An 11,680-nucleotide genomic window follows, 5' to 3' on the forward strand; every position below is an offset into this window, starting at 1 on the left:
TTCCCCTCGGGAACGTCCGGGACACCTTAGCGAGTGCCCGCTCGGTGTGGCCGGATAGTCTCGTAGCCATGACAGAGCGCAAGCGCACCCCCTGGGTGGTGGGGGTTTCCGGGGCTTCCGGGACGCCGTACGCGGCTTCGGTGATCCGGGGGCTGCTGGCGGCGGGCGAGAGTGTGGACCTGGTGGTGAGCCGGGCCGCGCGGCTGACCCTGCTGGACGAGACGGGCATCGCCTTCCGCGACGCGCACTGGCGCGGCGACCTCGCGGAGTGGCTGGCCCGCGGCGCGGACGGCAAGCCGGGCGCGTTCGCGGCGTCGGACGGCGACGTCCGGTACTGGGCCGCGGGGGACCTGGCGGCAGGGCCGAGCTCGGGCTCGTACCCGGCGAAGGGGATGCTGATCGTGCCGGCGTCCACGGCCTGCGTGGCGGGAGTGGCGCTCGGGCTGTCGAAGGACCTGCTGCAGCGGGTCGCGAGCGTGACGCTCAAGGAGCGGCGCCGGCTGGTGGTCGCCGTCCGGGAGACCCCGCTGAGCGGCCAGACGCTGAAGCAGCTGGTGGCGCTGGACGAGGCGGGCGCGGTCGTGCTGCCCGCCTCTCCGGCGTTCTATGCGGGTGCGACGCACATCCAGGACCTGGTGGACTTCGTCGCGGGGCGGGTGCTCGACGCGGCAGGGGTGCCGCACGGGCTGTACCGCCGGTGGGAGGGGGAGCTCGGTGGAGCGTCCCGCTCCCGGGAGGCAAGCGGTGGCTAGCGCTTCTTCGCGGTGTGCGGCTTGCGGGTCCTGTCCACCTGGTAGGCGGCTGCGGGCTTGTCGGTGCGGGATCGGTTGGCCAGCTCCTGGAGCTGTCGCATGTGTGCGTAGGCCATCTCGATCGTGTACACGGGTACACCACTCCTGAAGATCGTCATTGATCTGTTGACAGATTCACAGGGTGTTGACCCCTGTGTGCCTTTGATTCTATACGTAAACTTGCAGCATCGCCGAACAATGGAAGGCTCCAGGCATATGGACGCGGTGGATAGGCAGCTCATCCAGGCACTCCGGGAGAACGGACGCGCCTCGTACGCGGAGCTGGGCCGGCTCGTCGGCCTGTCCGGCCCCAGCGTCACCGACCGGATCAACCGGCTGGAGTCGGCCGGCGTCATCACCGGCTACCGCGCGACCGTCGACGCCGCCTCGCTCGGCCTCGGCGTCACCGCGCTGATCGGCATCTCCCTCTCCGACGCCGCCGACCACGAGGACGTCGCCCGCCGCCTGCGGGACCTCGCCGAGATCGAGGACTGCTGGTTCATCGCCGGCGACGACTCGTACATGCTGAAGGTCCGCGCGAGCGACGTGGACGGCCTGGAGAAGATCATCCGGAAGCTCTCCGGCACCAAGGGCGTCTCCCGCACCCGCACCACGATCGTGCTGTCGACGAAGTGGGAGAACCGGGTCGGGGAACTTCCCGCCGAGCGCTGAGAGTACGGTTGCAGGGTTGGGCAGGCCCTACCGGGCAGAGCAGGACACTGAGGAGGCGACCGGCCGATGGACGCTGGGCTGAAGCGTGAGCTGGAGGAGAAGGTTCGCTCCGGCGAGCGGCTGACCCGTGAGGACGGCATCGCCCTCTACGAGTCCGACGACCTGGCCTGGCTCGGCGGCCTCGCCCACGAGGTGCGCACGCGCAAGAACGGCGACGTCGTCCACTTCAACGTCAACCGCCACCTCAACATGACGAACGTGTGCACCGCGTCGTGCGCCTACTGCTCCTTCCAGCGCAAGCCGGGCGAGAAGGACGCGTACACGATGCGCATCGAGGAGGCCGTCCGCCTGGCCAAGGCCATGGAGAGCGAGAACCTCACCGAGCTGCACATCGTCAACGGGCTGCACCCGAGCCTGCCCTGGCGGTACTACCCGCGCTCGCTGTCCGCGCTGAAGGAGGCGCTGCCGAACGTCTCGCTGAAGGCGTTCACGGCGACCGAGATCCACCACTTCGAGACGATCTCCGGGATGTCGGCCTCCGACATCCTGGACGAGCTCATCGAGGCAGGCCTCGAGTCCCTCACCGGCGGCGGCGCGGAGATCTTCGACTGGGAGGTCCGCCAGCACATCGTCGACCACCGCACCCACTGGGAGGACTGGTCGCGCATCCACCGGCTCGCGCACGAGAAGGGGCTGAAGACCCCGAGCACGATGCTGTACGGGCACATCGAGGAGCCGCGCCACCGCGTGGACCACGTGCTCCGGCTGCGCGAGCTCCAGGACGAGACCGGCGGCTTCCAGGTCTTCATCCCGCTGCGGTACCAGCACGACTTCGTCGACATGAAGGACGGCAAGGTCCGCAACCGGCTCCAGGCCCGCACCACGATGGCCACGGGCGCCGAGGCGCTGAAGACCTTCGCGGTCTCGCGGCTGCTCTTCGACAACGTGCAGCACGTCAAGGTCTTCTGGGTGATGCACGGCCTGCAGACCGCCCAGCTGGCGCTCCAGCACGGCGCCGACGACATGGACGGCTCGGTCGTCGAGTACAAGATCACGCATGACGCGGACAACTACGGCACCCCGAACAAGCTGACCCGCGACGACCTGCTGGAGCTCATCCGCGAGGCCGGCTTCCGGCCCGTCGAGCGCAACACGCGCTACGAGGTCATCCGCGAGTACCCCGGACCGGACGCGTCGCTGCGCGAGACGCCGCAGGCGATGCGGGTCTGACCCGGCCGGCGGGCGCGCGGACGCCCGCACGAGCGGCCCCCGGGCCCCGGTTTCCTCGTGGAGGCCGGGGCCTTCGCGTTGGGGGCGGGGGCGGTCCGCGTTGACGTCCGTGCCGCGTTGTCCGGAGGGCCCGTAATAGATAATCTTGGCCTGTGACTCTTACCTTCACGGTTGATCCGGTCGTCGACCCCGCCCTGCGCGAGGGGATCGTCCAGCTCTGGGCGGACGTCAGCAACGCCGGCGGCGCCGTCGGCTTCGTGGGGCCGGTGACGCAGGACGACATCCGCCCCGAGATGGTCAAGCACCTCGTCGCCATGGCCGAGGGACGCCACCGCCTCGTCGTCGGCCGCGACGCGGACGGGCGCGTCCGCGCCTGCGCCTTCCTCGCGCTCAACACGCACCGGCTGATGACCCACTGGGTGTGGGCGTACACCGTCATGGTCGACCCCGCCCTCCAGGGCCGCGGCGCCGGCCGCGCCCTGATGGAGGCCGCCGCCGACGCGGCCCGCACCCTCGACGGCGTCGAGGCGATCCGGCTCTCCTGTCGCGGCGGCCTGGGCCTGGAGCACTTCTACGCCGCCTGCGGCTACAAGGAGGTCGGCCGCATCCCGGACGCCATCCGCGCGGCCCCCGGCGACGACCGCGACGAGATCATCATGCTGCTGCCGCTGCACTGAACCCCGCCCCCGCGGGCCGTGCGCCGCCCCCGGCGGTGCCCGTGCGCCGACCCCGGCGGCGCCGGCCGCGGTACGGGCGTGCTTCACTGGACGGACACGCCACGACGAAACCGACGAACCGAAGAAGGGGTCACCGTGTCCTTCAAGCCGAGCGCGACGATCCGCTACACCGCGATGCGCCTGGGCATCTTCGTCGGATGCCTCGTCCTCGTGGCCGTCCTGGTCAACCTGGGCTGGGTCCCCGCGGGCCTCGGAGACGCGAACCCCGCCTGGGTCGTGCTCCTCGCGCTGGTCATCTCCGCCCCGCTGTCGTTCGTCCTGCTGCGCCGCCAGCGCGACGAGATGTCCGCGCAGATCGCCGACCGCGTCGCCGGCGCCAAGGAGCGCCTCGCCGCCAACCGCTCCCAGGAGGACGCGGCCGACGACGCCGCCCGCGTCGGCTCCTGAGGGTCGGATTCCTCACACGGCAGCACGCCGCAGCACGAGCGCCCCGGCGCCGGGAACATCCCCGGCCGCCGGGGCTTCGGCGTTTTCGGGGGGTTCTCCGGGCGGCGGGGAGGGCGTCGCGGGCGCTTGATGACCTTGGCTCAAAGTCCGCCTTTGAGTTTCTCAAAGGGAAAGTGTTAGCGTGTTAAACATGTTGACCCCAGTTGCGCCCCGAATGATCACGAGCGTCCCGCTCGTGGCGCGCCTGCACGTCGACCTCTGCCGCCGTGTGTCCGCGGCCTGTTGCGGCTGTCGCTGAACCCACACACCCCCTTCCCCACCCCTGCTTTGCCCCCACTCGGAGAGTGTCCGTGTCCGCGACCCCCCAGGCCCCCGCCAAGGCCTCCTTCACGTTCCCCTTCTGGGCGCAGATCGTCACCGGTCTCGTGCTCGGCGTCCTGTTCGGCTGGCTCGCCCGAACCCAGGACGTCAGCTGGCTCGCCACCACCCTGGAGAAGGTCGGCGACCTCTTCGTCCAGCTGCTGAAGCTGGCCGTCGCCCCGCTCGTGTTCTTCGCGATCCTGGTGTCCGTCACCAACCTGCGGAAGGTCAACAACGCCGCCCGCCTCGCCTCGCGCACCCTGCTCTGGTTCATGATCACGTCGCTGATCGCGGTCGGCATCGGCCTCGCGATCGGCCTCCTGACGAACCCCGGCGCAGGCACCGGCCTGACCCCGCAGGACGGCAAGCTGCCCAAGCGCACCGGCTCCTGGCTGGACTTCCTGACCGGCATCGTGCCGACCGACATCGTCACGCCGTTCACCGAGCTGAACGTCCTGCAGATCGTCTTCCTCGCCGCCGTCGCCGGCATCGCCGCCCTCCAGCTCGGCGACAAGGCCCAGCCCGTCCTGACCCTTGCCGAATCGATCCTCCAGCTCCTCCAGAAGGCGCTGTGGTGGGTCATCCGCCTCGCCCCGATCGGCACCGTCGGCCTCATCGGCACCGCGATCGCCAGCTACGGCTGGGACCTCATCGGCAAGTACGCCACCTTCACCGCCGACGTGTACATCGGCTCCGCGCTCGTGATGTTCGGCGTCTACCCGCTGCTGCTCGCGCTCGTCGCCAAGGTCAACCCGGTCCAGTTCTACAAGGGCGCCTGGCCGGCCATCCAGCTGGCCTTCGTCTCCCGCTCCTCCGTCGGCACGATGCCGCTGACGCAGAAGGTCACCGAGCGCCTCGGCGTCCCGAAGGAGTACACCTCCTTCGCCGTCCCGTTCGGCGCCACCACGAAGATGGACGGCTGCGCCGCGATCTACCCGGCCCTCGCCGCGATCTTCATCGCGCAGATCTTCGACGTGCAGCTGACGATCACCGACTACCTGCTGATCGCCTTCGTCTCGGTCGTCGGCTCGGCCGCCACCGCCGGCCTCACCGGCGCCACGGTCATGCTGACCCTGACCCTCTCCACCCTGGGCCTGCCCCTGGAGGGCGTCGGCCTGCTGATGGCGATCGACCCGATCCTCGACATGGTCCGCACCGCGACCAACGTCGCCGGCCAGGCACTGGTCCCGGTCGTGGTCGCCGCCCGCGAAGGCATCCTGGACAAGGAGGCCTACGCCGGAGCCTCCTCCTCCCCGCTGGACGAGACCTCCCCGGTCGACGGCCGCGCCGCGGTCGCACCCGCCGCCTGACCCCGTCCGGCCCCGCACCCGCCGCAGCCCCCGCCCCCGTCCGGGCGGGGGCTGCGGCGCTGTCCGCGGGCGCGCGGCTCAGAGGGGGGCGGCCGTACGCAGCCAGGCGGCCGAGCCGAGCACGACGGGGACGGCGTACCACCAGCGGCTGATCGTGCGCAGGTACACCGGCAGCACCGACAGCAGCAGGCCGGCGAAGGCGAACCCCATGACCGCGTACGCCTGCACCTCCATGTCGTCGCGGAGGCGGACGTCGTCGGGCCCCGGGTCGGCGCGCAGCAGGAGCAGGCACAGGTACGCCGCCGGCAGGTAGACGAGCCCGAGCGGCACGCCCAGCACCCACTGCAGGCAGCCGCGGTCGCCGTGGAGGTCGTCGGTCCCCTCGTCGCCGCCGCCCGCGCTGTCGCTCCGGAAGCCCATGTCGTGCCCCTCCACCCTCCGGCCGGCCGGTACGGGCGCAAGACGCCGGGCGCCCCCGCACGGTTCCGGCCCGCGGGCGGCCCTATAGTCGGCGGCCGTTGTCCAACGAGCGGGAAACGGGGGCCTGATGGCGATGGTGAAGGCGATACGGGAGATACGGGCGGCCCGGGCGGCGGCCCGGCTGATAGGGAGGCGCAACGCGCTGCGCTACCTCGCGCTCGGAGCGGGCGCCGCGCTCGCGGCGGCCTGCACGGGCAAGGGCGCGGGGGCGGCAGGAGCGGACGGCAACGGCACGGGGCCCGCCCCGGCCGGCAGCACGGGCCCGGCGCCGGCCGCCTCGACGGCCGCGCCGTCGACGCCCTCCGGGACCGCCGGCCCGGCGACCGGCTCCGCGGGGGCGGCACCGACGGCGACCACCGCCGGGGTGCTGGCCCGGGCGTTCGACGCGTTCGTCAAGGGCAGGTGGCGGCTGGAGTCCACGACGCCCGGCGGGCCGACCGTCACGGGAACGGCCACCGTCCTCGCCGACGGCGGCGGGAACGGCGGCTTCACCATCGACTGGGACGGACCCGACGGCAAACCGGTCACCTGGACCGGGTCCTGGCTGCTGCGCGGCGGCCACCTGCGCATCGACGTCCACACCGCCCCCAAGGGCATCAACCGACTCACCGGCGGCGAGGCCCTCACCGTCCCGAAGGAGGTCGGCGAGGGCGCCTCCCTGCTCCTCCCGTGGAAGCCGCCCGGCCACAAGGACACCGGCGACGGCCAGCAGCTGCAGGTCACCTACCGGGACGGGGCCCTGCGCATCGTCCACCGCGAGCGCGGCGGCAGCGAATCCGTCCACAGCTGCACGCGGATTCCCGCCTGACGGGGCGGCCCTGGGCCGGGCGGCGGGCCGCGCCGGCACCGGCGGTCGCCGAACCCGGTCGGCCGCCCCGTGGGGACCGGCGTCGGCCCCGGGCCGGATCGGCGCCGGCCCCGTCGGCACCGGCGGCGGGCCCCGTCGGCACCGGCGTGGGCGGGCCGAAGCCGGCGTCGGCCCCGGCCGGCACTGGCGGCGCCCCGGGTCGGCACCGGAAGCGGCCCGGGGCGGGAACCGGTGGGGGCGCGGGTCGGACGGGCGGCGGCGCGGCCCGGCCCGGCCCGGCGCCGGCGGGCCGGCACCGGCGGCGGCCGGGGGCCTGTCGGCCGCCCTGTCGGGGCCGGCGTCGGCCCGGTCGGGATCGGCGTGCGGCGGCGGCCCGGTCGGAATCGGTGTTGGCTCGGCCGGCACCGGCGTTGGTCGGGAGCCTGTCGGCCGCCCTGTCGGGGCCGGCGTCGGCCCGGTCGGAATTGGCGTCGTCCCCAGGCGCGGCGGCGGCCCGGGTCGGAACCGGCGTTGGCCCGGCCGGCACCGGCGGGCGGCCCGGGGCCCAGTCGGGCACCCCGTCGCGCCACGCGTGGCTGGGGTCGGCGCTGACGGCGGCCCCCGGCCGCCACCGGAACCGGCCCGGGGCGGAACCGGCATCGTTGCCGGCCGGCACCGGGGAACCAGCCAGGGCGGGAACCGGCGCCGGCCCAGGCCACGGCCGAGGCCGGCCGGGGCCCGGCCCCGGTCGGCCCGGGCCCGGCCCCCGGCGTCGGCCTGGGCCCGGCCCTTCCCCGTTCCTCCGCTCTTCCTCCGCCAACTCCGCTCACCGGGGTCTGGCCGAGCCCCGTTACCGCTGCGTAAATTACCGGCGGTAACGCGGTAACTCCCGTGTCGAGCGGAGGAGAGCGCCATGAACGCGGACGTCATGCGGGCCGCCCCCAAGCCGGTGGAGCCCGTCCGGACCGTCGTCGACGGAGTCGTGCGCCAAGTGGAGGTCCCCCCGCTGGCCCCCCTCCCCACCGGCGGCTCGCTCGCGGACATCCCCTTCCACAACGCCCGCGAGGCACCCAACACCGTCGTCCTCTCCCGCAAGCACCCCGACGGGACGTGGCACGACGTCACCGCGGCCCGGTTCGCCGCAGAGGTGCTCGCCGTCGCCAAGGGGCTCATCGCCGAAGGGCTCCGCGAGGGCGACCGGCTCGCGATCATGGCCCGCACCACCTACGAGTGGACCCTGCTCGACTTCGCGGCCTGGGCCGCCGGACTCGTCACCGTCCCCGTCTACCCGACCTCCTCCGCCCTCCAGGCCCGCTGGATCATCCACGACTCCGGCGCCGTCGCCTGCGCCGTCGAGGACACCACCCAGGCCCGCCTCATCAGCGCCGAACGCGCCAACCTGCCCTGGCTGGCCCACCTGTGGGAGTTCGACACCGGCGCACTGACCCGGCTCGCCAAGGCCGGCGAGCACATCCCCGACGCCGTCGTCCACGCCCGCCGCGCCGCCCGTACGCCCGAATCCGTCGCCACCCTCATCTACACCTCCGGCACCACCGGCCGGCCCAAGGGCTGCGTCCTCACCCACGGCAACTTCTTCGCCGAAGCCGACAACGCCGTCGAACTCCTCCACCCCGTCTTCCGCTCCGCCACCACCGAGCCCGCCTCCACCCTCCTCTTCCTGCCGCTCTCCCACGTCTTCGGCCGCATGGTCGCCGTCGGCTGCCTCCGCGCCCGCGTCCGCATCGGCCACGCCCCCAGCATCAGCACCGACGACCTCCTCGCCGACCTGGCCGGCTTCCGCCCGACGTTCCTCCTCGCCATCCCGTACGTGCTGGAGAAGGTCTACAACACCGCCCGCGCCACCGCCGAGCGCATGGGCCGCGCCTCCTCCTTCGACCGCGCCGCCCGCATCGCCCGCCGCTACGGCGAAGCCGCCGAGAACGGCCGCCCCGGCATCGGCCTGCGCACCGCCCGCGCCCTGTACGACCCCCTCGTCTACCGCCGCATCCGCGCCGCCCTCGGCGGCCACGTCCGCTACGTCATCAGCGGCGGCTCACCCCTCGGCCGGCGCCTCGCCGCCTTCTACACCGGGGCCGGCATCGACGTCTTCGAGGGCTACGGGCTGACCGAGACCACCGGCGCCAGTACGGTGACGCCGCCGCAGAAACCCCGGCTCGGCACCGTCGGCTGGCCCCTCCCCGGCACCGCCGTCCGCATCGCCGACGACGGCGAGGTCCTCCTCCGCGGCCGCCACGTCTTCGCCGGCTACTGGAACACCGCACAGCCGCCCACCCGCGCCGACGGCTGGCTCGCCACCGGCGACATCGGCGAACTCGACGCCGACGGCTACCTCACCATCACCGGCCGCAAGAAGGACCTGATCATCACCTCCGGCGGCAAGAACGTCGCCCCCGCCCCCCTGGAGGACTGGCTACGCGCCCACCCCCTGGTCGGCCAATGCCTCGTCGTCGGCGACAACAGGCCGTACGTGACCGCCCTGATCACCCTGGAACCGGAAGGCCTCGCACACTGGCGCGCGATGCGGCGCCGCGAGGGCGTCCCCACCCGCGAACTCATCAGAGACCCGGACCTCCTGGCCGAACTCCAACGAGCGGTGGACGACGCGAACCGCCTGGTATCCCGCGCGGAGTCGATCCGCAGATTCACGGTCCTGCCGGGCGACTTCACCGAAGCAAGGGGCCACCTCACCCCGTCGCTGAAACTCCGCCGCGGGGCAATCGTCCGCGACTACGCCGCAGAAATCGACGCCCTGTACCGGCAGCAGCCCTGAACGCCACGGCGGCTCAGCGGCAGAGGGCCTTGCACGGGGCTGTGGTGCGGCCCTGCCGGTGCCGGGGAGGCAGTCTGCCCGTGCCCTCTCCGGCGTTGCGACGGCAACGCGATGGTGGCCGTATCAAGGATCCGGAGTCGGCTTCGAGGGCCCGAGGCCACGGGGCGGAGAGGTCCGGGACTCGGTGGGAACATCCCCCGTTCGGCGTGTTCTGACAGGCCGGAGGCTTGGGGGAGGGGACCCCCGGCTGCTCGGGGAGCGGGCGTGGGGTGGGGCGTTTATCGTGGCTGACGGGATCGGGGGGCCGGCCCGAGGAGTGTGCAGTGCATCGTGCCCGCACCGGCGCCGTGGTCGGCGCAGCCTCCCTGCTCGCGCTCGCCGTACTGCCCGCCGACCCGCAGCGGCCGGCCCCCGCGGCGGCGCCCGCCGCGTCCCGGATCCGGTGGGGCCCCTGCCCGGGGCAGCCCGTACCGGACGGCATGCGCTGCGGGTCCCTCGCGGTGCCCCTCGACCACGCCGACCCCGCCAAGGGCACCATCGACCTCGCCCTCGCCTCCCTCCCCGCCGGCGGGCCCCGCGAGCGGCGCCTCGGATCGCTGCTCCTCAACTTCGGCGGGCCCGGCGCCTCCGGCGTCGAGGGCCTCGCCGCCGACGCCAAGGCCTTCGCCGACCTCGGCGAACGGTACGACCTCGTCTCCTTCGACCCCCGGGGCGTCGGACACAGCGCCCCCGTCACGTGCGGGGGCTCCATGGCACCCGACCCCGGCGCGGCCCGCGGCGACGCCGCCGCGCAACTGGCGGCGCTGCGCGCCGTCGCCGAGCGCTGCGAGCGCGCCTCCGGCCGGGTCCTGCCGTACATCGGCACCGTGCACGTCTCCCGCGACATGGACCTCATCCGCCGCGCCCTCGGCGAGGCGAAGCTGAACTACCTCGGCTTCTCCTACGGGACCCGGCTCGGCGCCGTCTACGCCGCCCAATACCCGCACCGTGTCGGCCGGATGGTCCTCGACGGCGTCGACACCCTCGTCGAGACGCTGACCGAGCAGGCGCTCGTCTCCGCCGAGGGCCAGCAGCAGGCACTGGAGAACTTCCTCGCCTGGTGCACCCGCCGCGCCGAAGGCTGCGTGTACGGGACGAACGCCCGCGCCGCGAAGGAGCACGCCGACAGCCTCGTCGCCTACCTCGACGTACATCCTCTCGTCGATGCCGACGGCACCGCCTTCACCGGCCAGCACGCCGTCACCGCCATCGCCGCCGCCCTGTACTCCCGTACGTCGTGGCCGGCGCTCGCCGACGCTCTGGCCCGGGTCGAACGCCACGACGACCCCACCGGCCTCCTGCGCCTCGCGAATCCCGCGGAGGAGCTCCCGGCCGACCGCGCCGCCGAGCCCGGCGCACCGGACGCCGAGCCCGTCCCCGTGCCCGCGGACAACACCGAGGCCGCCATGGCCGCCGTGAACTGCGCGGACGACCCCGACCGCGGCAGCGACAGGGCCGCGCCGACCGCCGTGGAGCGGCGGATCGCCGGGCTGCGGGACCGGTTCCGCCAGGCCTCGCGCATCTTCGGCCCGCGCCAACTCGGCACGGTTTTGGCGTGCTACGGCCGGCCCGCGGGCACCGACTTCCTCCGGAGGATCGACCACCCGGGCGCCCCGCGCATGCTCCTGATCGGCACCCGCGGCGACCCGGCCACCCCGTACCGGTGGACGGAGGAGACGGCCCAGCGCCTGGGGTCGGCGGTCGTCCTGGACTACAAGGGCGACGGGCACACCGCGTACACGGCGTCGGAGTGCGTACGGGCCTACGCGGACGCGTTCCTGATGGACGGTGCCTTGGCGTCGGGCACGCGGTCGTGCCCGGGAGTGGAGTGAGGGGGGAGGGGAGGAGACGGCGGGGTGGAGGCGGCGGGAGGCGCGCGGTCGGGACCGGGGTGCGACGGCGGAGGAGGGGGAGGCGGTAGCCGGCCGGACGGGTGGGGGGTGTGCCGGCGGAGGGGGGCGGCGGGAGCCGGCCGGCCGGGTCGGGGGTGTGACGGCGGGAGCCGGGTGGGCGGGAGCTGATGGGTCGGGGTCGGGTGGGTGGCTGGGGGTGTCCCCGGCAGTTGATGGTGTCCGGGGCGTGCCGGTCCCTCAAGG

Annotated in this window: 11 protein-coding genes; 9 read left to right on the top strand and 2 right to left on the bottom strand. The window is 73.6% G+C overall.

Annotated elements, in window-relative coordinates; translation table 11 throughout:
- Positions 1 to 68: 68 nt before the first annotated feature.
- Positions 69 to 752: a UbiX family flavin prenyltransferase gene (locus IE170_RS30785; protein WP_189812760.1), complete on the top strand. Its 684-nt coding sequence runs from the start codon at positions 69 to 71 to the stop codon at positions 750 to 752.
- On the opposite strand, the gene IE170_RS33300 is transcribed toward IE170_RS30785, so the two are convergent.
- Positions 749 to 883 carry a hypothetical protein gene (locus IE170_RS33300; protein ID WP_260615096.1) on the bottom strand — a complete coding sequence of 45 codons (135 nt, stop codon included), beginning with the start codon at positions 881 to 883 and terminating at the stop codon, positions 749 to 751. The genes IE170_RS30785 and IE170_RS33300 overlap by 4 nt on opposite strands.
- 124 nt (positions 884 to 1,007) lie before the next feature.
- Between IE170_RS33300 and IE170_RS30790 the strand changes: the two genes are divergently transcribed.
- From IE170_RS30790 to IE170_RS30810, 5 genes are all read left to right on the top strand, one after another.
- Complete coding sequence (locus tag IE170_RS30790; RefSeq protein ID WP_114053642.1) at positions 1,008 to 1,463, top strand: Lrp/AsnC family transcriptional regulator; 456 nt, start codon at positions 1,008 to 1,010, stop codon at positions 1,461 to 1,463.
- A gap of 66 nt (positions 1,464 to 1,529) precedes the next feature.
- On the top strand, positions 1,530 to 2,693 hold the full coding sequence (gene mqnE / locus IE170_RS30795; protein WP_114053643.1) for an aminofutalosine synthase MqnE: 1,164 nt from the start codon (positions 1,530 to 1,532) through the stop codon (positions 2,691 to 2,693).
- Positions 2,694 to 2,845: 152 nt separating this feature from the next.
- Positions 2,846 to 3,370: a GNAT family N-acetyltransferase gene (locus tag IE170_RS30800; protein ID WP_189812761.1), complete on the top strand. Its 525-nt coding sequence runs from the start codon at positions 2,846 to 2,848 to the stop codon at positions 3,368 to 3,370.
- Positions 3,371 to 3,544: 174 nt separating this feature from the next.
- Positions 3,545 to 3,817: a DUF4229 domain-containing protein gene (locus IE170_RS30805; RefSeq protein ID WP_223857098.1), complete on the top strand. Its 273-nt coding sequence runs from the start codon at positions 3,545 to 3,547 to the stop codon at positions 3,815 to 3,817.
- A gap of 344 nt (positions 3,818 to 4,161) precedes the next feature.
- Positions 4,162 to 5,487, top strand: a complete 1,326-nt coding sequence (locus IE170_RS30810; RefSeq protein ID WP_189812763.1) for a dicarboxylate/amino acid:cation symporter — start codon at positions 4,162 to 4,164, stop codon at positions 5,485 to 5,487.
- 78 nt (positions 5,488 to 5,565) lie between these two features.
- Here the strand turns inward: IE170_RS30810 and IE170_RS30815 are convergent, their stop codons facing one another.
- Positions 5,566 to 5,907 carry a hypothetical protein gene (locus IE170_RS30815; protein WP_189812764.1) on the bottom strand — a complete coding sequence of 114 codons (342 nt, stop codon included), beginning with the start codon at positions 5,905 to 5,907 and terminating at the stop codon, positions 5,566 to 5,568.
- 127 nt (positions 5,908 to 6,034) lie between these two features.
- Between IE170_RS30815 and IE170_RS30820 the strand changes: the two genes are divergently transcribed.
- The 3 genes from IE170_RS30820 to IE170_RS30830 all read left to right on the top strand — a co-directional run bounded on the left by IE170_RS30820 (position 6,035) and on the right by IE170_RS30830 (position 11,416).
- A complete protein-coding gene (locus tag IE170_RS30820; RefSeq protein WP_189812765.1) occupies positions 6,035 to 6,775 on the top strand; it encodes a hypothetical protein in 741 nt (246 codons plus the stop codon).
- A gap of 892 nt (positions 6,776 to 7,667) precedes the next feature.
- A complete protein-coding gene (locus IE170_RS30825; RefSeq protein WP_189812766.1) occupies positions 7,668 to 9,545 on the top strand; it encodes an AMP-dependent synthetase/ligase in 1,878 nt (625 codons plus the stop codon).
- Positions 9,546 to 9,868: 323 nt separating this feature from the next.
- The gene (locus IE170_RS30830; RefSeq protein WP_229885311.1) at positions 9,869 to 11,416 is read left to right on the top strand and encodes an alpha/beta hydrolase; all 1,548 of its coding nucleotides are present in this window, start codon (positions 9,869 to 9,871) and stop codon (positions 11,414 to 11,416) included.
- Positions 11,417 to 11,680 lie beyond the last annotated feature (264 nt).

It is taken from the genome of Streptomyces toxytricini (assembly GCF_014649915.1).
Taxonomy (GTDB): Bacteria; Actinomycetota; Actinomycetes; order Streptomycetales; family Streptomycetaceae; genus Streptomyces; species Streptomyces toxytricini.